This window comes from Acinetobacter sp. YH12023, assembly GCF_013420135.1.
Classification (GTDB): domain Bacteria; phylum Pseudomonadota; class Gammaproteobacteria; order Pseudomonadales; family Moraxellaceae; genus Acinetobacter; species Acinetobacter amyesii.
Genome location: NZ_VOYU01000006.1, coordinates 171140 through 194352, shown reverse-complemented (window position 1 = coordinate 194352; position 23213 = coordinate 171140). Strand labels below are relative to the sequence as shown.

Annotated in this window: 16 protein-coding genes; 8 read left to right on the top strand and 8 right to left on the bottom strand. The window is 41.2% G+C overall.

The window, feature by feature from the left end; genetic code table 11:
• Window positions 1-78: 78 nt before the first annotated feature.
• The 5 genes from FTT92_RS08800 to rubA all read right to left on the bottom strand — a co-directional run bounded on the left by FTT92_RS08800 (window position 79) and on the right by rubA (window position 4784).
• Window positions 79-690: a response regulator transcription factor gene (locus FTT92_RS08800; protein ID WP_180024095.1), complete on the bottom strand. Its 612-nt coding sequence runs from the start codon at window positions 688-690 to the stop codon at window positions 79-81.
• Between the two features lie 759 nt (window positions 691-1449).
• Complete coding sequence (gene oxyR, locus FTT92_RS08795) at window positions 1450-2355, bottom strand: LysR family transcriptional regulator OxyR (RefSeq protein ID WP_180035348.1); 906 nt, start codon at window positions 2353-2355, stop codon at window positions 1450-1452.
• An 11-nt stretch (window positions 2356-2366) separates the two neighbouring features.
• Window positions 2367-3305 (bottom strand): esterase EstB, encoded by a 939-nt coding sequence (gene estB, locus FTT92_RS08790; RefSeq protein ID WP_078189932.1) that lies wholly within the window; start codon window positions 3303-3305, stop codon window positions 2367-2369.
• A gap of 58 nt (window positions 3306-3363) precedes the next feature.
• Window positions 3364-4542 (bottom strand): NAD(P)/FAD-dependent oxidoreductase, encoded by a 1179-nt coding sequence (locus FTT92_RS08785; protein WP_111884431.1) that lies wholly within the window; start codon window positions 4540-4542, stop codon window positions 3364-3366.
• Window positions 4543-4619: 77 nt separating this feature from the next.
• The gene (gene rubA / locus FTT92_RS08780) at window positions 4620-4784 is read right to left on the bottom strand and encodes a rubredoxin RubA (RefSeq protein ID WP_005179369.1); all 165 of its coding nucleotides are present in this window, start codon (window positions 4782-4784) and stop codon (window positions 4620-4622) included.
• Window positions 4785-5311: 527 nt separating this feature from the next.
• Here rubA and FTT92_RS08775 point away from each other — a divergent pair.
• On the top strand, window positions 5312-5857 hold the full coding sequence (locus tag FTT92_RS08775; protein ID WP_078189930.1) for an adenine phosphoribosyltransferase: 546 nt from the start codon (window positions 5312-5314) through the stop codon (window positions 5855-5857).
• Between the two features lie 93 nt (window positions 5858-5950).
• Here FTT92_RS08775 and FTT92_RS08770 read toward each other — a convergent pair whose 3' ends face one another.
• Complete coding sequence (locus FTT92_RS08770) at window positions 5951-6457, bottom strand: YqiA/YcfP family alpha/beta fold hydrolase (RefSeq protein WP_078193013.1); 507 nt, start codon at window positions 6455-6457, stop codon at window positions 5951-5953.
• Window positions 6458-6919: 462 nt separating this feature from the next.
• Between FTT92_RS08770 and lysS the strand changes: the two genes are divergently transcribed.
• Window positions 6920-8446, top strand: coding sequence for a lysine--tRNA ligase (gene lysS / locus FTT92_RS08765; RefSeq protein ID WP_180020646.1), 1527 nt, complete (start codon window positions 6920-6922; stop codon window positions 8444-8446).
• 169 nt (window positions 8447-8615) lie between these two features.
• Window positions 8616-10067 (top strand): capsule assembly Wzi family protein, encoded by a 1452-nt coding sequence (locus FTT92_RS08760; protein WP_180171891.1) that lies wholly within the window; start codon window positions 8616-8618, stop codon window positions 10065-10067.
• Between the two features lie 353 nt (window positions 10068-10420).
• Here the strand turns inward: FTT92_RS08760 and trpS are convergent, their stop codons facing one another.
• On the bottom strand, window positions 10421-11434 hold the full coding sequence (gene trpS, locus FTT92_RS08755; protein ID WP_168379231.1) for a tryptophan--tRNA ligase: 1014 nt from the start codon (window positions 11432-11434) through the stop codon (window positions 10421-10423).
• Window positions 11435-11636: 202 nt separating this feature from the next.
• Between trpS and FTT92_RS08750 the strand changes: the two genes are divergently transcribed.
• Both FTT92_RS08750 and FTT92_RS08745 read left to right on the top strand, forming a co-directional pair.
• Entirely contained in the window at window positions 11637-12563 is a 927-nt protein-coding gene (locus FTT92_RS08750) for a DUF808 domain-containing protein (RefSeq protein ID WP_180171890.1), read from the top strand.
• Between the two features lie 46 nt (window positions 12564-12609).
• The gene (locus FTT92_RS08745) at window positions 12610-13515 is read left to right on the top strand and encodes a neutral zinc metallopeptidase (RefSeq protein WP_180042270.1); all 906 of its coding nucleotides are present in this window, start codon (window positions 12610-12612) and stop codon (window positions 13513-13515) included.
• 55 nt (window positions 13516-13570) lie between these two features.
• On the opposite strand, the gene FTT92_RS08740 is transcribed toward FTT92_RS08745, so the two are convergent.
• Window positions 13571-14128, bottom strand: coding sequence for a hypothetical protein (locus FTT92_RS08740; RefSeq protein ID WP_180171889.1), 558 nt, complete (start codon window positions 14126-14128; stop codon window positions 13571-13573).
• A 219-nt stretch (window positions 14129-14347) separates the two neighbouring features.
• Between FTT92_RS08740 and FTT92_RS08735 the strand changes: the two genes are divergently transcribed.
• From FTT92_RS08735 to FTT92_RS08720, 3 genes are all read left to right on the top strand, one after another.
• On the top strand, window positions 14348-15847 hold the full coding sequence (locus FTT92_RS08735; protein ID WP_180171888.1) for a sodium:proton antiporter: 1500 nt from the start codon (window positions 14348-14350) through the stop codon (window positions 15845-15847).
• 304 nt (window positions 15848-16151) lie between these two features.
• Window positions 16152-20537: an Ig-like domain-containing protein gene (locus FTT92_RS08730; protein WP_180171887.1), complete on the top strand. Its 4386-nt coding sequence runs from the start codon at window positions 16152-16154 to the stop codon at window positions 20535-20537.
• Window positions 20501-23194 (top strand): BapA/Bap/LapF family large adhesin, encoded by a 2694-nt coding sequence (locus FTT92_RS08720; protein WP_373684110.1) that lies wholly within the window; start codon window positions 20501-20503, stop codon window positions 23192-23194. Before FTT92_RS08730 ends, FTT92_RS08720 begins: the two co-directional genes overlap by 37 nt.
• Window positions 23195-23213: the final 19 nt, after the last annotated feature.

Below are 23213 nucleotides of genomic sequence, written 5' to 3'. Positions count from 1 at the left end.
TAGCAAAGTAAAAGGGAGCAATGCTCCCTTTATTTTTTTAATTTATAAGTTTTTTTGAATCATTTATCTGAACTAAATTTAGCTGTAGCTACTAATTTTTCGGTAGATATTTTTAACAAAACCATCAATTTGATACGTTGAAAGTTTTAACTCACGGACCATCTGCTCTTGAGTCGCGCTATGGCTGACCATATCTAAAATTTGGTATTCAGCTGGATTCAGACTGAGCTGTTTAGGTGCTGCATTTTGCGGACTAAAAGTTTCACTCAATAAAAATTTAGCAAAACTGGGATGCAATGCAGCGCCACCTCTTAAAATGGTTTTCAGTTGGTTGTAGGTATCTTCCATCGGTTGTTGAATCAACATATAGGCGGTTGCACCTAACTGAATGGCATGTAAGGTTAAATCTGTAGATTGTTCATTGACTAAAATGATGAGATTACTCGAAGGATAGATCTTTTTGATTTTATGGATGAAAGAGATATCGGACTGCTGAGTGATCACTAAAAAAATTAAATTGGGTAATTGATTAAAAATTTGTTGTTCTGCATCTACTAAGTTTTCTGAAAATGTGATGAGATCTTCAGGATAACCGAGGTTTCCTAAGATGTTAAACAGCACTGTTTTTGAAGTCATTGCTTGATGATCAATAATCAAAACGGGTACTGGTAATAAAAATTCACTCATCATACATTTCGCTCATTTATTATTTTTAATCAAATTGCATTTCCATAATGTGCATGAAAGTGAATTAGAAAAATATACCTAGAAGTAGTGATTTATATATCAAAGTATAATTAAGTTATTGTGATATAATAGAATTTAATTAATGTATGGTTTTTTGTGTTTTTCATTATGTTGAATGCAAAGATTTATAGTTTTTTCGTTTTTATTTTTAGAATATTGATTAAATAATCATCAGATTTAGATTCGAATTGAAAATAATAATTGAAATGTGAAAGCAGTATTTTGACAACCGATAAATTGAACTGTTTCTGAGATGAGTTAATATTGACTAATTGATTAGTTATTTTAAACATAAATATTAGTGATTATTTAAAATAATGTGATTTATTCCTCATCTATGTTTATTTTATAGCACAAAACACAACTATAAAAAAAGCCCTTTGAAAAATGAATCAGAAATACTTTATCTAAAATACCTGAAACTAGTGATTTTAACGAAAGTTATATTTTACTAAGATGTATTTATCTTCTTACTTATCTGGCTAGTGTGAAGATATTGTCGAGGCGATGAATTGAGATATACATCAAGTCATATATTACCTTATCAGGCTACCTATTTGGGTTAGCCTTTTCTTTTTTTAGATACTGTATTTTTTCATTTTCAATTTTATACTCATCTCAATATTATTACTTCTGCATTATTCATTTCCGCCAAATAAAAAAAGAGAGCACAAGGCTCTCTTTAATTTTTACACTGATTAATTAGTGTAGATTGTTAGTGATTTTCTGCAAGATTTGAAGTAATACATCAAATTCACTTTGAAGCGGTGTACTCTTACGTGTTACCAATGCCAATGTGCGTGTAGGACTGGCTTCAATTTCTTTCACAGCCAAATCTTCATTGGCTTTGATCATATTGGTATGAACTGCAATTTCAGGCAATAAGGTAAAGCCTAAATCTGCGGAAACCATTTCAACCAAAGTTGGCAATGAGCTTGCTTTTAAACGATGGTCATTTTTACGTTCACCAATCGGACAAGCACTCAAAGCATGATCACGTAAGCAATGGCCTTCTTCAAGCAACATTAAACGAGATAAATCTAGGTCGTCTAAAGATTTCGCTTGAGCTGCATTTTGGTCAGCTTTGTTGTACACCAAGAACAATTTTTCTTTGTTTACTTCTGCAACTTTCAAGCTACGTGTATCGAAAGGAAGAGCAAGTAATACAATATCTAGATTACCGTGCTCGAGTTTCTCAACAATTTTTTCACTTTGCGCTTCATGTAAATGCAATTGAATTTTAGGTAACTGCTTATGCACTTCATCAAGTAAAGGTGCAAGTAAGAACGGCGCAATAGTAGGAATGACCCCTAGATGTAAATCACCCGTTAGAGGTTCGCTCATTTCACGACTTAAACGCATTAGGTCTTGCGCATCTGCCAATAGAACTCGGGCTCGTCCGACAACTTGTTCGCCAAGAGGAGTTAAACGCACGTTTTGACGGTCGCGTTCTACCAATACGCCACCTAGTAAACGCTCAAGTTCCATGATCCCGCCAGACAAAGTAGACTGGGTGACAAAAGAACGACGCGCAGCTTCAGTAAAGTGTAGCGTTTCTGACAGTGTTACTAGATATGACAGCTGTCTTAAGGATGGTAATGCAGCCATAGTGTCCTAATTTATGATTTAAAGTGATCAGCAAACAAACCGCTAAGATATGGAATAAAATGCGGTGGGATATCATGCCCCATTCCATCAATTAATTCAAATTTAGCACCTGAAATAGCCTTTGCAACGGCCTTACCATGGCTTGGCGGCAGCAAACGGTCACGAGCTCCATGAACCACAATGGTTTTATGCTGAATTTGTTTATCCAACTGCAGCAGGGAACCTGTACATAATATTGCTAAAAACTGTTGAAGTACACCCGCTGGGTAATAACTCCGCTTATAGAGTTTACGTGCAGTTTGTATCGCTTCAAGCTGATTAATATAGCCTGGAGAGCCTATAATATTAAAAACTTTCAGGCTATGGTTAATAATGCCATCTTCATCGTTAGATTCAGGTTTTTCAATTAGACTAAATAATTGCTTTGGAAATGGCGGTGGAAGTAAGGGTTGGATGTTACTGGTAAAAAGTAAGCTTAAGTTGTGCACTTTATCAGGATAGCGTGCCGCCACGATTTGAGCAATCATGCCGCCCATCGAAGCGCCTAAAATATGGACTTTATCAAGTCCCATACGATCAATTAACAGTGCAACATCGTCTGCCATATCGTATAGATCATAAGGCGCACCTTGATTCTCTAGACCTAAGGCAAAACGTCCCATCAATTTAAAGGTATTGAGACGTGGACCTGGGTTACGAATTTTACTAGATAGACCAATATCACGATTATCAAAGCGAATAACTCGGTAACCTTGATCTATTAGGGACTTACAAAAGAAATCGGGCCAATACAACATTTGTGCGCCGAGTCCCATAATCAATAAGATTGCAGGATCTTCAGGATGACCACCCACCTCGACATGAAGTTCAATGCCATTGCCTAACTCTACGCGAGTTTCATGCATAAAAGAGGCATAAGGTGAAATATTAAACTGAAGGGCACTATTCATTGTTATTTTCCTTTAAAAAGGACGTCTATTATTATCAGGACGTCCTTGTATTTAAACCCTAAACTGAAGCAGGAATCAAGTCCGGAACCTGCTTAGTCAAAGTTAAGCGTTGCTTCCCAGCAGTTGCACCGAGCAGTACAAATCCACGTAATACGCCATCTTGATCGATCGCACGGGCAATCATGCCATCTTCAAGCTCTTCTGTTTCCCATTGAGTTTCAACATCAATAGGTGCAGGAAGGACAGTTAAAGGTGCTGCAGGTGTTTTAACGGCTACAGGCATAGCTGGATAATGCACAGCGGTATGTTCACCATTGAGGGTTTTTGCCAAAGCACGTGCTTGTTGCATGATCGGCATGACGTATGGAAGAAGGGTACCATTGACTTCAGCACAGTCACCGACAGCATAGATATCTGCCAAGTTGGTTTCTAAGCTTTTATTGGTTAATACGCCACGACTGGTGTGAATGCCGGCTTGTTTTGCCAAGTTAATCTCAGGTTGTAAGCCAATCGCAGACAACACAACATCTGCCACTAAGCTTTGACCATTGGCAAGGCTCACTTGATAGTCACCATTTTCAATACGTGAGACTTTTTCAACAGTCGTACCTAAAACGAATTGAATGCCCGTTTCTTCTAAATTGCTTTGGAATTTAGCGGCGACATGAGACGGCAGGAGGCGACCTAAAGGTTGCGGTGCTAAATCGACCACCGATACTTTGGCCCCAGTATTTTGGAGGTCATTGGCAAATTCGCAGCCAATCAAACCTGCCCCTAAAATCACCACACGTTTATCTTCACGTGCTGCAAGCTGTTTACGGAAAGCTTTGTAGTGATCTAAATTGTTGACGACGTGAATGTCTTCACTGCCATCACCCGAAATAGCTAAGCGAATTGGATTTGCGCCGACTGCTAAAACGAGTTTTGAATATAGTTGTGTTTGAGTTCCATTTTGGCTTTCAATAGTAAGCTCATGTTTTGCTGCATCAATGGATTTAACCCAACTCTTATTGATGATTTGCATATTGAGCTGAGCCGACATTTTTTCGGCATCCCCTAGAGGGATTTGCTCAGGAGTTTTATTACCAACGAGCGCATTGGATAATGTCGGTTTAGCGTAGTTAATGGCATCATCCGCACAGATCATAATAAGTTCTAGTTCAGTATTTAACTTTCGAAATTCACGTGCAACGGCATATCCCGCCATACCAGAACCAATAATGACAATAGGGTGCATACTCAACTCCAAACACATTTCATATTTTTTAAAGACAAAAAAAAGACCATAACGATGATGGCCTTAGATTCTATTTATTAGATTTCAACCATTTCAAAATCTACTTTTGAGACGCCACAGTCTGGGCAAGTCCAATCATCTGGGATATCTTCCCATTTCGTTCCTGCCACGATACCGTCTTGTGGCCAGCCTTCTGCTTCGTCATAAATCCATCCACAAACGATGCACTGATACTTTTTCATTCCATTCTCCAAAAACTGACACAAAATTAGGTCAGTAAATACTTCATAACTGTATAAGTTTATACCTTAAGGTTAATTAGCCTTATACAGTAGACTCTTATGTTAAATTTTTACGCAGTTCTAACGATAAAGTAAAGTGGCTAAGAGTTTAATGAGTGAAATTAAAAGCAGAATGGCAGTGAGGGACAATAAATATCATCAAAACCCCAGATCTGGGAAAAATTGTCTGACAATATTTATGCCTATTGAAAGCTATATTGGAATTCATTTCCGTGAATTGGGTTCTAAATACCGCTTTTTCTATATTCATAGACTAAAGTCTTGCAGAAAAAAACTCTAAAATCTTTTATTTTATGATTAGGAAAATATATATTTGATATTTTTTAAATAAATACAATATTAATAATCAATAACTTATGTGAATTTGCTGTATCTTAAATATGCATTTTAGTCGGGGGTTAGCTGTTCTTTTCTCTCAAATCGCGTTAAAATTCACACATTCCTTCCTTAATTTATTTTCTCCTATTATGAGTAATTCTACTGCTGCGGCATTGTGGTCTAACATTCGTACTGTCCAAGATTTCCCAAAACCAGGAATTTGCTTCTTTGACCTTACGCCGTTATTTATGAATAACATCGAATCGTTAACTGATGCCCTAATTGCAAGTATTCCAGCTGAGCAATTGGCAGAAGTAGATAGCTTTATTGCGGTTGAAGCACGTGGTTTTGTTTTGGCAAGCTTACTTGCTCAGCGTACAGGCAAAGGTTTGGTGTTGGTACGTAAAGCCGGAAAATTACCACCACCTGTTGTCGGTGTTGGTTATAGCCTTGAATACGGTTTAGATCGTCTTGAAATGTCAGCTGAAATCGAATCACAAAAAGTAATTATTGTGGATGACGTATTGGCGACGGGCGGTACGCTTCGTGCAGTGAAACAATTGGCTGAAAAATGTAAACACCAAGTTTTAGGCGCAAGCATTTTCTTAGATTTGCCTGACTTGCATAAAGATTTAGGACTAAATATTTGGTCTGTTTTAGATGATAAAACACGTCCTGAAGCAGATGCTGCCTAAGCGTCAGTTTTAAAATGTAAAAAGCCTTGTCTATGACAGGGCTTTTTTATGTCTGATAAAAAAGACGTTGCTACTTATGATTAATCTTATGATTTATTTTTTTAAATAGTTTAATTCGAGATGTTGGATTAAATCATTAATATTTTCAGGGCATTGTAGACGATGGTGTCCGCCATCCATCACTTGAACTTGCATATAGTCTTCGAGTTGTTGTTCTGCTTCATACATATCTAAGATTTCATCGCCACGTTCGATATATGCAATTTGTGGAATATCGTGATCCAAATCCATTTCATTAATTGCAGGGTAGTCGTCGCGAAAGTCTGGATGCAGACTCGGGTTGGCAATTACACACGGAATACGATGAAACAGCGACATTTTTAATGCCCAATATGCCCCGAGACTATGCCCGACGATGATATCGGGCTTAATGGTTTCAATACTCTCGTGGTAAAAATCCGCAACAGTTTGAAAATTTAAGTTGCGATAGTCCACTTCAATGCAGAATTTTTGTTTTGCATTGATGGCATGGAACTTCGTAGATTCACGGGAAGAATCCAATCCATGTAAAAACAGAATTTTCGATAAGCAGGAAGTCATTGTTTTTCTACACACTGTTTTAAAACATTTTTGGATGTGTTGAATATTTTATTTTTCAACAATTTTATGACTTCATTGTAGAGAGAATTGTCAAAAAGAGAATTTAGCTTTTGGTCTAATTTATAGGCATTTAAAAGACTTTAGTCTTAAAGAAAATAGATTAAAAGGTTGAATTAAGTTATTGATATTTATTTTAATGTATTGATAGTTATAAGTATTTTTTAAAGCTTTTAGTTATCATTTGATATCGTTAAAATGTAGGTTTTCGAGCTTGAGTATTTAATTTTTATCTACTGCATATTTGTAAGGTATGTTTTATGTCTACCTGAAGGTATAACGATTAAAACATCTTACTTCGATAAATTTCTACTTATTAAAAAAATGCGCGCATTGCTTACTGCTCAATTCAAAGGAAATCTGCTATGCTATGCAACTTCCGTTTTTTAACTATTTGAGACAGAGATGACGCAACATAACGCTCAATCGACTTCTGAACAAGCCATTTCCGAAAACGATTTAATTGCACAGCGTCATGCCAAGTTAGAGCACATCAAAGAGCACGCCAAGGAAACAGGTGTTAGCCCGTGGCCTAACACATTTAAGCGTGAACACTATGCACAAGACCTACAAGATCAATTCGCTGAAAAATCAAAAGAAGAAATTGAAGCAGGCGAAAAGGTTTATGTAAAAGTTGCTGGTCGTGTGATGTTGAACCGTGGTTCATTCATCGTAATCCAAGATATGACTGGTCGTATCCAGCTTTATGTACCACGTAAAGAGTTGGATGCTGATGTTCTTGCAACAATTAAAGCACTCGATTTGGGCGATATTATTGCCATTAAAGGTTATATTGGTCGTTCTGGTAAAGGTGACCTTTATGTTCATATTGAACATTTTGAGCTTTTAACCAAATCACTCCGTCCACTTCCAGACAAATTCCATGGTTTGACTGATACTGAAGTTAAATACCGTAAGCGTTATTTAGACCTCATCATGAACGAAGAAACACGTAAAACTTTTGAAATTCGTGCAAAAGTGGTGTCAGGTATTCGTTCATATTTGAGCAATGAGCGTTTCATGGAAGTTGAAACACCAATGATGCATGTGATTCCGGGTGGTGCGTCTGCGCGTCCATTCGAAACTCACCACAACGCATTGGATATGCCTTTATTCTTGCGTATTGCGCCTGAACTTTACTTAAAACGTTTGGTCGTTGGTGGTTTTGAGCGTGTGTTCGAAATTAACCGTAACTTCCGTAACGAAGGTGTATCAACACGTCATAACCCAGAATTCACCATGATTGAATTTTACCAAGCGTATGCAGACTACAAAGACTTGATGGCTTTGACAGAAAATATGCTTGAAAAATTGGCCATTGACATATTAGGTTCGACTGATGTGCCTTATGGTGATGAAGTGTATAGCTTCAAAGGTCCATTCAAGAAAATTTCGATGTTTGATGCGATTCTTGAACACAACCCAACGTTCACTGCTGAAAATGTATCTGATCGTGAGTTCCTTGCAAACTTTGTTAAAAATGAACTGAAAGAGCAAGTAAAACCTGGTTTTGGTTTAGGCAAACTTCAAACCATCGTATTTGAAGAAACTGTTGAAACAGAACTTCGTCAACCGACATTCATCACAGAATACCCAGCGGAAACTTCACCATTGGCACGTCGTAATGATGAAAATCCACATATTACGGACCGTTTTGAATTCTTCATCGGTGGTCGTGAGTTGGCAAATGGTTTCTCAGAGTTAAATGATCCGATTGACCAAGCTGAACGTTTCCAAGCCCAAGTTGCCGAAAAAGATGCAGGTGATGATGAAGCAATGCATTACGATGCAGACTTCATTGAAGCATTGGAATACGGCTTACCTCCTACAGCGGGTGAAGGTATTGGTATTGACCGTTTGGTGATGTTATTTGCGAATGCTGCAAGTATTCGTGAAGTGATCTTGTTCCCACATATGCGTCATAAAAACTAATTTAGTTTTTGAAATAAAAATCCCGCTTAATGCGGGTTTTTTATTTTGTATTTTTATTGAACATCTTTACCGAAATGATGAAAAAAATAAAAGGAGATACAGTTTCACCCTTGAATAAATGAGTTGAAAAATCTAAGGTGGGCTGTGAATTAAACTTGAGAAAAAGAGCATGTATTTAAGAAAGTCACTCTATGCTGCTGTACTGTTTGGATTATCAGTTCCTGTTTTTGCTCAGGGGATTGTATTAAATAATGAAGAGTTACGCGCAGATTTGAATTGGTTGAATCAGCAAGGCGTTATTCAAATTAGTACCTCAACATGGCCAATGAGTGGTGATGAAATACAGCGAGCGTTAACTTCTGCAAAAGTGATGACACCTGCACAACAAAAAGTATTACAAAGTATTCAAAATAAATTGACTGCCGAAAATGCATTATTAAAAGCAGAATTGTTTGCAGAGTCAGATAAAAATAATTTACCGCAAAATTTTGGTGATCATCAAAAAGCGCAATATCAAGGTGCACTTGAACTCAACGTTGGTGGTGAAAATTGGGATGGTCGTTTACGTGTAAATGCTGAAGATAAACAGCAAATTAATAATGATCAAGATGTAAATGTGGAAGGCTCATACATTGCCGGGAAGCTTTGGAACCAATGGTTAATTGCAGGTCAGATTCCGACTTATTGGGGGCCTGGTCATGACGGTAGTTTAATCCGTGGTGATGCGAGTCGTCCTGTGTACGGTGTTACTGCACAGCGTGCACAACAGAATGCTTTTGAAACACCATGGCTATCATGGATCGGCCCTTGGCAGTATCAAGCTTTTGCTGGACAGTTAGATGATTATTCTGCTATCCCAGATGCAAAACTCATTGGACTTCGACTAACTGCACAACCTACTCCATATTTGGAATTGGGAGCATCACGTTCTATACAATGGGGTGGCGAAGGTCGTCCCGAAAGTTTTAGTTCACTTTGGGATGCCTTTATTGGTAATAAAGATAATGGTGGAACAGGTAAGGCTGATCCATCAAATCAAGTCGCGGGTTTTGATGCGCGTTTGAATTTACAACCACTTGTGCAAGTTCCAGTTAGTCTTTACGGCCAATATATTGGTGAGGATGAAGCAGGTGGTTTACCGGCAAAAAGCATGTATCTTGCAGGTGTTGATTATTCTTCAAGTGTAAATAATATGCCTTATCAACTGTATACTGAATGGGTTGATACTCGAACTAATGGTGATGCCAAAGGCATTTCATACAATCACTCTATTTACACAGATGGATACTATCAACATGGCTATCCACTTGGTCATGCCTTAGGTGGTGATGCTCAAATGGTTTCAGTGGGTGGGAATATACGTATTGATCCATTAAACCGTCTAAATGGTCGTGTACTTTTTGCAAAAGTTTCTGAAACAGAGCGTGCAGCTTTGAATAACGCAGCATTTCCTGAAAAAGATGAATTGAAAGCTCTAGACTTGACTTGGACACATTATTTACGTCCAGATATGCCTTTAAAAATTAATGGTTGGGTGAGTGACTCGGATTTAAATGGTAATGATGGTGGAGCGTCAATTGGAATTGAACTACCATTAGATAAACGTTTATTTCATTACTAATTTATATTCATTTTTAAAATGATGTATTAATTGAAAAGTCCGCTTATAGCGGACTTTTTGATAATGGTTATTGCTAATTTTCAGACAAAAAAATACGCAATGATTGGGGTGTTCATTGCGTATAACAACGAATCTGTTTTCACAGGTTCGGTAAAGGAGAAATGTTATGAATTTAGGTATTCCTAAAACATAAATAGATAATAGAGTGAACGGTCAGTCATTTCATTGGTGTTCACGTTAAGTGATGTTACCTAACGTTAAAACTAAGGAGATTTTGTGAATACCTTCACAAAAAGTGCCTATAAAAAAGCCTTTCACATTGGAAAGGCTTAATTTTATAGAATTTTTTAAATTTAGAAGTGGAATACACCCAGTCCAGATTTAATTTCGTCTAACGTTTGTTGGGTAATATCACGGCATTTATCGGTACCGGTTTTTAAAATATCCATGATGTAGTCAGGATCTTTTTGCAATTCTAAACGGCGTTCACGGATCGGGCCGATCAGCTCTTTTAGTACACCTTCAAGACGCTTTTTCACAGTACCATCGCCTAAGCCACCACGACGATAGTGTTCTTTTAATTCTGCAACAGCTTCTTTATCTGGATCGAATGCATCAAGGTAAGTAAATACGACGTTACCTTCCACTTGACCCGGATCTTCAATACGTAAATGATTTGGGTCGGTATACATTGCATTAACAGCTTTCTTGATATCTTTATCAGTCGCGTCAAGCACAATAGTATTGCCCAAAGATTTAGACATTTTTGCTTTACCGTCAAAACCTGGCAAGCGGCCGACATTAGAGAGTAAAGCTTTACATTCAGGAAGTACGTCACGACCAATTTGACGGTTTAAACGACGAACAATTTCATTGGTTTGTTCAATCATTGGAATTTGGTCTTCGCCCACCGGAACGACAGATGCTTTAAACGCTGTAATATCGGCAGCTTGAGCCACTGGATAGCATAAGAAACCTGCAGGAATGTCACGCTCAAATCCACGCATTTGAATCTCAGATTTGATGGTTGGATTACGCTCTAAGCGAGAAACCGTCACAAAGTTCAAATACAACATGGTCAATTCATTCAATGCAGGTAAGCATGATTGAACGCAAATCGTGGTTTTAGTTGGGTCAATTCCTACAGCAAGATAATCGGTTGCGACTTCAATAATATTGCGACGAACTTTTTCGAAGTTATCGGCATTATCAGTTAAGGCTTGAGCATCAGCTAAAAGAAGATGTTGATGATGCGAATCTTGTAAACCTACACGTGATCGTAAAGAACCTACAAAATGACCTAAATGTAATTGTCCAGTCGGACGGTCGCCAGTCAAAATCACTGGACGATTATCTTGAGTACTCATTATCTGTTCCAAAGTGGTAGTCAAAGCTACGGCTGATTTTCAAAGAATGTCCCCATTGTACGGCATTCTATTTTTGATTGTTACTGACACAGCACAATTGACTGAAAAATGGGTGAATATTTTGTTAATTATTAAAAAACTAAATACAATTTTAGTGTTAAATAGAATTAGAATAATAAAAAATGCCTAAAGGATAAAAATAATGGCGAGTAGCTTATTAATCTTACTTGATGATATTGCAACTGTGCTGGATGACGTTGCTGTCATGAGTAAGATGGCAGCCAAAAAAACAGCGGGTGTCCTTGGAGATGATTTAGCACTGAATGCGCAACAAGTCAGTGGTGTCCGTTCGGATCGTGAACTTCCAGTTGTTTGGTCTGTGGCCAAAGGTTCTTTTGTTAATAAATTAATTTTGGTTCCGGCTGCCTTATTGATTAGTGTGGTTGCACCTTGGTTGATTACATCGCTTTTGATGATTGGTGGTTTGTTCTTATGCTATGAGGGTGTGGAAAAAGTCCTGCATAGTTTGCATCATAAAAAAGCCAAAACAGAAGAAGTTGCTCGTGAAGAGATGACCCATATTGAAACGGATTTGGTGACTTTTGAGAAAGAAAAAGTTAAAGGAGCCATCCGTACCGATTTTATTTTATCTGCTGAAATTGTGGTGATTTCATTAGGTACGGTTGCGACTGCGGCATTTGGGACCAAGGTCATGGTGCTTTCAGTGATTGCAATTTTAATGACTGTTGGTGTTTATGGTTTTGTCGCGATGATTGTCAAAATTGATGACTTAGGACTTTATCTCACTCAACAAGCATCACAATTTAAAAAGACCGTTGGACAAGGTTTGTTAGCATTTGCACCTAAGTTGATGAAGACATTGACCATTGTCGGTACGATTGCCATGTTTTTAGTGGGTGGTGGCATCATTACCCATGGTGTGCCTTTGCTACACCATTTTATTGAAGGCTCTGTAGATTATGCAGAACATATTCCTACAGTTGGCAGTATTGTGGGTGCATTAACACCGACTTTAATTAATTTAGTGACAGGTTTTATTGCAGGTTTAATCGTGCTGTGCGTTGTATTTTTAGTTCAAAAAGTATGGCCAAAGTCGCAAAAGGATTAATCTGTAAACACACGGATATCAACTATTTTATATAAGGAAGATCACTATGCGCTGGAAAGGTCGAAGAGTTAGTTCAAACGTAGAAGACCGTCGCGGTGGTGGCGGTGCAAAAGCGGGTGGTATTAGTATTCTCGGTTTAGTTGTGGCATTTGTTGCGTGGAAATTTTTTGGTGTAGATCCGCAGCAAGCTTATCAGGCGACCAAACAAGTGACTTCACAGGGTCAAACGGCTGAAGTCAAAGGTCTGGATAATCCAACACCGGAACAACAAGAAGCGATGGATTTTGTTGGCACTGTTTTGGCCGATACGGAAGATACGTGGAATACAGTCTTTCAAGAACAGTTAAATGCTCAGTATAAAGCGCCTAAATTGGTTATGTTTAATGGTGTGGTCAATTCAGGTTGTGGTACAGCACAAGCGGCAATGGGGCCTTTTTATTGCCCAGCAGATCAGAAGGTCTATATTGATACCGCATTCTTTAAAGATATGCGTACGCAAATGGGCATCACGGGTGAACAAAATCAAACAGAATTGAGTCGCCAAGATCAGGCGGGTGATTTTGCGCAAGCCTATGTGGTTGCCCATGAAGTTGGACATCATATCCAAACGATTTTAGGCATTTCTGAGCAAGTCCAGCAGGCCCGTGCGCAAGCATCTAAAGCTGAGGGTAATCGTTATTCGGTTATGCAAGAACTGCAAGCAGACTGTTTTGCGGGTATTTGGGCGCATCATAATCAACAGCGTACCCAATTTTTAGAGCAGGGTGATGTAGAAGAAGCGATGGACGCTGCACATAAGATTGGTGATGACTATTTACAGAAAAGTGCAACAGGGCAAGTGGTCCCAGATAGCTTCACGCACGGCACTAGTGAACAACGTATGAAATGGTTCCAGACAGGGTTGAAATCAGGCAATATCAATAGCTGTGATACCTTTAATCAAGCCATTTAAAACAAAAAGAGGATGCAAAACATCCTCTTTTTTTCATTGAAAAATAGATTGAAGCTTATTTGTTGAGAAATGATTTGAAGTTTCGAACAATACGATAGCTGACATACAATGCGGCAAATGCAAATAAAGCTACGCCAAAAACAGTATATTTAAGGCCTGAAATATCGTTTTGATAGAACTGTTTTAATTGGGCATCGCTATAGCGTAATTGTTGTTTTTGTCCAGTGCGGCTATTGGTGAAACTCACATTTTGGATATATTGAAATTGTCCGATTTTTAGCAAATCGAGGTGTTGAATTTGTCGGGTGTGTTGCTGATTAAATTCATCTAGACAAATATCTTGTGCATAGTTTTCACAATTCATTTTGGCAAGATAACCATTATTCGCCAGCATGATAAAAATCGCACGATCGGGTGATTCATTATTGGAGACCAAAACCAATTGTTCTTTGGGTGTTGAATCCAGTGAGATCGTTTTTGCCTGACTAAAATAGTGCTCAGCACGTAAAATTTCCTGTGACTTGCTATAGCAAGTGAGGATCAGGGCCGCCGTAATGATGAAGATCACCGCAGCAAAAAAGAGTCGAAAAACAGTTTTAATAGTCTGATGCATAGGAGAAATCATGTAGATGATGAAAATGCATAAAATTTATGCAGGCTTGCTATGTTAAATGATCTTGATAAAAGATGTGAAAAAAACTGAATTGATACACGGAATTTAGATAAAATTCGTTAGAATATTTTATTTTTAAATACCAAATAATTTAGTATTTATTTTTAAAATACCTATATCTCACTCTGTAGGCGACACAGCACCAAAATTGGGAACGAAATGGGAAATTATTTTTTTCTACAGGTTTTTACCGTTATTTTTGCACTTTCGATTGCAACCACGATTTTTAATAAACGTATCTTGGGCTTTCCACAAGCCATAGGTGTTCCCATTGTTTCTGCAATTTTTGTCTTTATTTTGCAATGGGGCGCAAGTTTGCTCAATGGCAATCAATTTGTGACGATTAATTTACACAATATTGAAGAGGCAGTTCGTCATATCGACTTTTATGACTTTTTAATTAATGGCGTGATTTGTTTTATTTTGACCTCATCTGCCTTGAAATTTAAAGTTTCCGATTTACGTTTGCATTGGAAGCCGATCAGTATTTTGGCCAGTATTGCCTTGGTGCTTTGTGCGGTGTTTTTTGGTGTTGCTTTATATGGTTATCAGTTCTTAATTGGTCATCATGTTGATTTATTGGTGTTGTTATTATTAGGTGCTGCTTTAGGTGCGACTGACCCAATTGGGGTTAAAGGTGTATTAAGTTCTGTACGTGCGCCACATCATTTGATGGTGAAATTAGAAGGCGAATCGCTCTTTAATGATGCCATGTGTATTGCCGTGTTTATGACCTTACTCAATGTTTTGCAAGGTGAACATTTTACCGTCATTGGTACGCTTGAAACACTGTTATATGAAATTGTTGTTGCAATCATTATTGGTTGGGCATTTGGTTTAGGGATTTTACGTTTACTCCGCGGTAAACATGAAATGGAGTCCTTGATTTTAACCACAGCATTATTGGCAAGTGGTTCATATCTAGTCGCTTTATTCGCACATGCATCTGCACCAATTGCATGTGTTATTGGTGGTCTGATCGTTGGGAATAAATGGAAAGAAATCCTCCAAGACCGAGAAATCAGGGAAGTGAACCATTTCTGGCATACCGTGGAAGGAATCATCAATTCCTTCTTATTTACCCTGATCGGTCTCGAGTTATTTATCTTAGATTTAAGTCTTAGCTTGATTTTAGGCGGTATGGTGGCGTTTATTATTTTGCATGCATCGCGCTTTGCAGCAAACTATTTATCCTTCGCATTTTTCCCGAGTTTCCGTAAAAAAAGCTATAACGGTAGTCTTGCGATTTTGTCCTGGGGTGGGGTTCGTGGCGGTATTTCATTGGCCCTAATCCTTGCTGTTGCCAATATTCCTGAACTTAGTGAATACAGTAGTATTTTGATTGGATATACATTTATTGCGGTATTAATGTCGGGGCTCGTGTGTGGTCTAGGTTTACCTGCTGTGATGAATGCTTTTTATTACAATCCCAATGAAGAAACCAAAGGCTTTAAAGGTTGGTACCAAAGAATGTGCCATAAAATGAATAAAAAGGGCTTCCAATATATTGTGGGTGAAGATATCCATGGTAATGAAACTATTACGGTTTATAACCCAGAAGCGTTAATAGATACTAAAGCAGATGATGGTGTAGCTGCGGTACATAACCCAGAAAAAGTGCAAGAAGTTCGTCGTTTGGAGAACCCCGAAAACTTCTAGAAAATTTAAAAGAAAGATGCGAAAGCATCTTTTTTTTTGTAAGAAAAATAAAAAACGTGACAAACATCACAAAATATAACTTACTGAGTTTTATGGTGTATTTATAAAAAATTATAAGCATATCATCAATAAATTACTTAATTATTCAAATGATAATACAAAATAGAAATAAAGTGTGATATAAATCACAAAAATATTTATTAGTGTTTAATATGTTGAGTTTTAATAAAATATTATAAAAAACAATTTGTTATGAAGCTAATAGGTTTATTACGGCCGTAATATAAATAAAGAGGTTCTCAAAATGCCGCAAATTTCAGTTATTTCAAAGGAAAGTCATAAAGTATTAGATCAGGTTGATGCTAATACTGTAGGCTTGACGGAAAATTCCGTAGTGGTAATAAAAGTCCCTAAAGAGGATGTTGCGTCAATTACTAAAAATGGTAATGATGCGATTATTACTTTAAAAAATGGGGAAGTAATTACAGTTCAAAACTATTTTAGCGATTCAAATTCAGATAGTAGTCTAGTGTTTGAAGATGACGATGGTACTTTATTTTGGGCAAAATTTACGGATGCAAATGGTGCAATTGCTGATGTAATTCAATATCAACCATTAGAACAGATCGAACCGCTATTGTATAATGATTCTATTACTGGAGTCATTTTACCTTGGATTGCTGCAGCCGGTGGGGCTGGAGTAATTGGTGCTGTAGTAGATAATAATGATTCAAATTCTAATAATAAAGATACGACTGCACCATCAGCACCAACCGATGTAGTGATATCGGAAGACGGTACAACGGTTACAGGTAAGGGTGAACCTGGATCCACAGTTAAAATAAAAGATAAAGATGGCACCGTGATTGGTACTGGTACTGTTGATTCTGCAGGAAATTTTGAAGTTGAATTGAAAGATCCATTAACTAATGGTGAAAAAGTAGATGTTACACTAACAGATAAAGCTGGCAATGAATCTGAACCAACAGAAGCAACTGCGCCAGATACAACAGCACCAGAAGCACCAACCGATGTGGCGGTATCAGAAGACGGTACAACAGTTACAGGTAAAGGTGAGCCCGGCTCCACGGTAGAAATCAAAGACCAAGGCGGTAACGTGATTGGTACAGGAACTGTGGATAGCAATGGTGATTTTAGTGTTGAACTTGAAGAACCGTTAACCAATGGTGAAACCATTGAAGCGACAGTAACGGATCCAGCTGGTAATGAATCTGAACCAACAGAAGCAACTGCGCCAGATACAACAGCACCAGAAGCACCAACAGATGTGGCAGTATCAGAAGACGGTACAACAGTTACAGGTAAAGGTGAGCCTGGCTCCACGGTAGAAATCAAAGACCAAGACGGCAACGTGATTGGTACAGGCCCAGTGGATAGCAATGGTGATTTTAGTGTTGAACTTGAAGAACCGTTAACCAATGGTGAAACCATTGAAGCGACAGTAACGGATCCAGCTGGCAACGAATCTGAACCAACAGAAGCAACTGCGCCAGATACAACAGCGCCAGCAGCACCAACAGATGTAGCGGTATCAGAAGATGGTACAACAGTTACAGGTAAAGGTGAGCCTGGCTCCACGGTAGAAATCAAAGACCAAGACGGCAATGTGATTGGTACAGGAACTGTGGATAGCAATGGTGATTTTAGTGTTGAATTTGAAGAACCATTAACCAATGGTGAAACGATTGAAGCGACAGTAACGGATCCAGCTGGCAACGAATCTGAACCAACAGAAGCAACTGCGCCAGATACAACAGCACCAGAAGCACCAACCGATCTAGCATTCAACGATACAGGTAGTCAAATTAAGGGTAAAGGTGAAGCTGGAACAATTGTAGAAGTAAAAGATGCAGATGGTAATGTGATTGGTACTGGTACTGTAGATTCTACGGGTCATTTTGTTGTTGAACTTGAAGAGCCATTGGTTGATGGAGAAACAGTTTCTGTAACACTGACAGATAGTTCAAATAACACATCGCCATCAAGTAATGTTGTTGCTCCAGATTTAATAGAAGCCGACGCAGATGCTGATGCGGATGCCGATGCGGATGCTGATGCTGATGCCGACGCAGATGCCGACGCGGATGCAGATGCTGATGCCGATGCAGATGCCGATGCTGATGCTGATGCTGATGCTGATGCTGATGCTGATGCTGATGCGGATGCAGATGCAGATGCTGACGCTGATGCGGATGCTGATGCCGATGCTGACGCTGACGCGGATGCAGATGCCGATGCAGATGCCGATGCAGATGCGGATGCCGATGCCGATGCGGATGCGGATGCCGATGCGATGCCGATGCGGATGCAGATGCGGATGCAGATGCGGATGCGGATGCAGATGCCGATGCGGATGCCGATGCAGATGCCGACGCGGATGCCGATGCGGATGCCGATGCAGATGCAGATGCCGATGCGGATGCCGATGCCGATGCGGATGCTGACGCCGATGCCGATGCAGATGCGGATGCCGATGCAGATGCAGATGCAGATGCAGATGCCGATGCGGATGCGGATGCAGATGCAGATGCAGATGCAGATGCCGATGCTGATGCGGATGCGGATGCGGATGCGGATGCTGATGCGGATGCGGATGCGGATGCGGATGCCGATGCTGACGCGGATGCAGATGCCGATGCCGACGCAGATGCGGATGCGGATGCAGATGCCGATGCGGATGCAGATGCCGACGCGGATGCCGACGCTGACGCGGATGCTGATGCCGACGCAGATGCTGATGCCGACGCAGATGCTGATGCCGACGCGGATGCTGATGCGGATGCCGACGCGGATGCTGATGCGGATGCCGACGCTGATGCCGATGCTGATGCCGACGCGGATGCGGATGCCGACGCGGATGCCGATGCCGATGCGGATGCCGACGCGGATGCCGATGCAGATGCGGATGCGGATGCCGATGCTGACGCCGATGCCGATGCCGATGCCGATGCCGATGCAGATGCCGATGCCGATGCCGATGCAGATGCCGATGCCGACGCGGATGCCGACGCGGATGCCGATGCGGATGCTGATGCGGATGCCGATGCGGATGCGGATGCCGATGCAGATGCAGATGCCGATGCTGATGCTGATGCTGATGCTGATGCTGATGCCGATGCCGATGCCGATGCAGATGCCGATGCCGATGCGGATGCCGACGCAGATGCGGATGCCGACGCAGATGCGGATGCCGACGCAGATGCTGATGCTGATGCGGATGCGGATGCGGATGCCGATGCGGATGCCGATGCTGATGCCGACGCGGATGCCGACGCGGATGCGGATGCCGACGCAGATGCTGATGCTGATGCGGATGCGGATGCGGATGCCGATGCGGATGCCGATGCTGATGCCGACGCGGATGCCGACGCGGATGCCGATGCGGATGCCGACGCGGATGCAGATGCCGATGCTGATGCTGATGCCGATGCCGATGCTGACGCGGATGCCGACGCTGATGCCGACGCGGATGCGGATGCCGACGCGGATGCCGACGCTGACGCGGATGCGGATGCGGATGCCGATGCGGATGCCGATGCCGACGCGGATGCCGACGCGGATGCCGACGCGGATGCCGATGCGGATGCCGATGCGGATGCCGATGCAGATGCGGATGCGGATGCGGATGCCGATGCTGACGCCGATGCCGATGCCGATGCCGATGCCGATGCAGATGCCGATGCCGACGCGGATGCCGACGCGGATGCTGATGCGGATGCCGATGCGGATGCGGATGCCGATGCAGATGCCGATGCGGATGCGGATGCTGATGCTGATGCTGACGCGGATGCAGATGCCGATGCCGACGCAGATGCGGATGCGGATGCTGATGCTGATGCCGATGCCGATGCCGATGCCGATGCTGACGCGGATGCCGACGCTGATGCCGACGCGGATGCGGATGCAGATGCCGATGCCGACGCGGATGCCGACGCGGATGCCGATGCAGATGCCGATGCAGATGCCGACGCGGATGCGGATGCCGACGCGGATGCTGATGCGGATGCGGATGCCGATGCGGATGCCGATGCCGACGCGGATGCCGACGCGGATGCCGACGCGGATGCCGATGCGGATGCCGATGCGGATGCCGATGCAGATGCGGATGCGGATGCCGATGCTGACGCCGATGCCGATGCCGATGCCGATGCAGATGCCGATGCCGACGCGGATGCCGACGCGGATGCTGATGCGGATGCGGATGCCGATGCAGATGCCGATGCGGATGCGGATGCTGATGCTGATGCTGATGCTGACGCGGATGCAGATGCCGATGCCGACGCAGATGCGGATGCGGATGCTGATGCTGATGCCGATGCCGATGCCGATGCCGATGCTGACGCGGATGCCGACGCGGATGCCGACGCGGATGCGGATGCAGATGCCGATGCCGACGCGGATGCCGACGCGGATGCCGATGCAGATGCCGATGCAGATGCCGATGCTGATGCCGATGCGGATGCGGATGCTGATGCTGATGCTGATGCTGATGCTGATGCTGATGCTGATGCCGATGCGGATGCCGATGCAGATGCCGATGCCGACGCGGATGCTGATGCTGATGCAGATGCGGATTCAGATACAACACCACCAGATGCACCAACTGCTGAAGTTGATCAAACAACTGGAGCAATTGTTACAGGTAAGGCACAACCTGATTCTGATGTAACGGTATATGCAGCTGATGGTCTGTCTGTACTAGGTAGTGCTAAAGCGGATGCTAATGGTGACTATACAGTGAACCTTACTGAGCCATTGGTAGATGGTGAAACTGTAAAAGTTACTGCGAAAGATGCAGGTGGTGAGTCGGCAGCTATTACAGCTCAAGCTCCTGATTTATATGCACCAGCAGAACCAACAGCAGTTGTAAATCAAACAACAGGTGCTGAAGTTACAGGTCAAACTGAACCGAATGCAATTGTGACTGTTTATGGTGGAAGCCAAGGTACTACACCATTAGGTTCAGCTGTCGCTGATTCAAATGGTAACTATGTTGTTAGTCTTAATCCGGCTTTAGTAAACGGTGAAGAAGTTAAAGTAACGGCTAAAGATCCTGGTGGTGAATCACTAGCGACTAAGGCCAATGCACCTGATATTACGCCACCAGATGCACCAACTGCGGCATTTAACGCAACTGGTTCAGAAGTGTCGGGTACTGCTCAACCAGGTTCAACTGTTAAAGTCAAAGACAGTAGTGGTAATGAAATTGGTACAGCTGTTGCGGATGCTTCAGGTAACTATAAAGTTACATTGAACCCAGCTTTAAATGATGGGCAAAATGTACAAGTGACTGCAAGTGATGCGGGTGGTGAATCAGCAGCAAAAGATCTGACAGCACCAAATATTCCAGTATTTGCAGAAAATAATGTTGATCAAGCTGAAGTAGAGTTTGAATATCCAGTGACGACGAAAGTCCTTGATAATGCAATTAGCTATAGTTGGTTACTTGGTGCCTTTGGTGTTGTTATTGGTCAGGATAGTGGTTCGACTCAATTTGCCATTGCAAATGGCAAAACAGCAGATATTGAGCTACAAATTAAATCTGGATCTTGGGGGGCATTCCTAGATCAAGTGGGGATCACATTATCGAAATATAATGATGTGACCAAACAATGGGACGTGATTGCAAACAATAGCTCTACTGGTTTCCTTGATTTTATTGGTATCTTCGGTGAAGTGGCTAAGGTACAGGTCAAAGATTTACAACCTGGTCAATACAAAGTTGATATGGTGAGTTGGAACGCGGTTGCTTTACCAGGATTTGTAGAAACCGATATCGTGATCAAAGAATATGATCCATCGACACAACCAGTGGCAACAACGCTTAGTCCTGCAACAGGTAATGTATTAACTGATACTGATACAACATACGGTAAAGATAATATTGTTGCAGGCGCGGTGGTGAAATCAGTTGATGGTGTCACTGTAAGTGGTTCAACAACTATTACTGGTGATTATGGTTCATTGGTCATCAAGGCGGACGGTTCATATACCTATACACCGAATAAAGTTCTATCCGTAATTGGTAAAACAGAAGTGTTCACGTACACAGTTGTGGACCCAGTAACAGGTAAAACTGATACAGCAGATTTAATTATCCAAATTGGAACTAAGTCTGGTCTAGATTTGAGTTGGAATGCAGCAGATCCATATCAAAATGCAACAACCAATTTGGTAGCGAATGATGATGTAAATACAGCTCAAATCAATGTTCAACAAGCTTCAACAACTCAAACTGCCGTAACAGGAGCAATGACATCAAGCGTGACTACAAATGGTACGCGCATCGGAGGAACAAGTACTTTAGCTGTTACTAAATTAGCTGCAGATACTGTAGCGAAGTTAGCAATCAAAGTGACATTACCTTCATCTGGTACAGATACTGCTAATGATACGTTTAAGTATCAAGTACAGTATAAAGATGCTTCAGGTAATTGGGTAAATGCAACAGGTAGCAACGCTTCAGGTACGGTAACTGGGCCTACGAGTTATCAAAGCTCAGGTGCAACATTGATTAATACGTCTTATACAGCGCAATCATCTGTAAGCACGGAGTGGAGAGTTCAGTTTACAAGTACAGAGTCTGCTTCAACACCGTGGTTTGGTACAACTAGCACAAATGTAAATACATCTGTGCAAGCAACCGTAACAAACTTGAATGTTAGTGCTACAGGTGGCGTAACGAAAGCTATAGGTAACATTATTACTGATGATACAGGTTTTGGTGTAGATCACTTGGCGAATGAAAATGCGAAGTTGTGGATTAAAAACCCTACGACAGGTGCATATGAAATTGCTAAAGGTGATGTCATCACAGTTTCTGCTGGTAAGTTGGTGTTACAACAAAGCGGTGAGTATGAATTCACTCCAAATGCAACATCAGGAAGTGGTAGTGTAACGTTTGACTATAAGCTTGTTGCTGCAAATGGTGTGGAAGAAACAGCGAAATTAACCATTGATTTTGGCCAAGCATTTGTTTCTACAGGCTCTAATGATCAATTCGCATTGGGTACAGCTGCAGATAAGGTGATCTTTAATGTCCTTGCAAACGATGCACTTGGTGGAAATGGTCAAGATACTTGGACAGATTTCAATAAAGCTGAAAAAGATAGTGTTGATATCTCGAAATTATTAGAGGGACAAACTGTAACTGAAGCAAATATTGCGGATTATGTGTCAGTGACTCAAAAAGGATCGGATGTCGTGATTAGCATTGATCGTGATGGTAAGGGTGCAGCGTATAGTTCTAAAGTAGATTTAATTACTTTAAAAAATACAGATGTGACTTTACAGGATCTTCTAGATAATAATCACTTATTGTACTAATAATCTAAGATAGAAAAAA

Bases quoted from the DNA above. Each gene is read 5' to 3' on its own strand.
- FTT92_RS08750 (WP_180171890.1), top strand. From the start codon at position 11,637: ATGGCGAGTAGCTTATTAATCTTACTTGATGATATTGCAACTGTGCTG.
- FTT92_RS08745 (WP_180042270.1), top strand. From the start codon at position 12,610: ATGCGCTGGAAAGGTCGAAGAGTTAGTTCAAACGTAGAAGACCGTCGC.
- FTT92_RS08735 (WP_180171888.1), top strand. From the start codon at position 14,348: ATGGGAAATTATTTTTTTCTACAGGTTTTTACCGTTATTTTTGCACTT.
- FTT92_RS08775 (WP_078189930.1), top strand. From the start codon at position 5,312: ATGAGTAATTCTACTGCTGCGGCATTGTGGTCTAACATTCGTACTGTC.
- FTT92_RS08770 (WP_078193013.1), bottom strand. From the start codon at position 6,457: ATGACTTCCTGCTTATCGAAAATTCTGTTTTTACATGGATTGGATTCT.
- oxyR (WP_180035348.1), bottom strand. From the start codon at position 2,355: ATGGCTGCATTACCATCCTTAAGACAGCTGTCATATCTAGTAACACTG.
- FTT92_RS08760 (WP_180171891.1), top strand. From the start codon at position 8,616: ATGTATTTAAGAAAGTCACTCTATGCTGCTGTACTGTTTGGATTATCA.
- FTT92_RS08800 (WP_180024095.1), bottom strand. From the start codon at position 690: ATGATGAGTGAATTTTTATTACCAGTACCCGTTTTGATTATTGATCAT.
- estB (WP_078189932.1), bottom strand. From the start codon at position 3,305: ATGAATAGTGCCCTTCAGTTTAATATTTCACCTTATGCCTCTTTTATG.
- FTT92_RS08785 (WP_111884431.1), bottom strand. From the start codon at position 4,542: ATGCACCCTATTGTCATTATTGGTTCTGGTATGGCGGGATATGCCGTT.
- lysS (WP_180020646.1), top strand. From the start codon at position 6,920: ATGACGCAACATAACGCTCAATCGACTTCTGAACAAGCCATTTCCGAA.
- rubA (WP_005179369.1), bottom strand. From the start codon at position 4,784: ATGAAAAAGTATCAGTGCATCGTTTGTGGATGGATTTATGACGAAGCA.
- FTT92_RS08730 (WP_180171887.1), top strand. From the start codon at position 16,152: ATGCCGCAAATTTCAGTTATTTCAAAGGAAAGTCATAAAGTATTAGAT.
- FTT92_RS08740 (WP_180171889.1), bottom strand. From the start codon at position 14,128: ATGCATCAGACTATTAAAACTGTTTTTCGACTCTTTTTTGCTGCGGTG.
- trpS (WP_168379231.1), bottom strand. From the start codon at position 11,434: ATGAGTACTCAAGATAATCGTCCAGTGATTTTGACTGGCGACCGTCCG.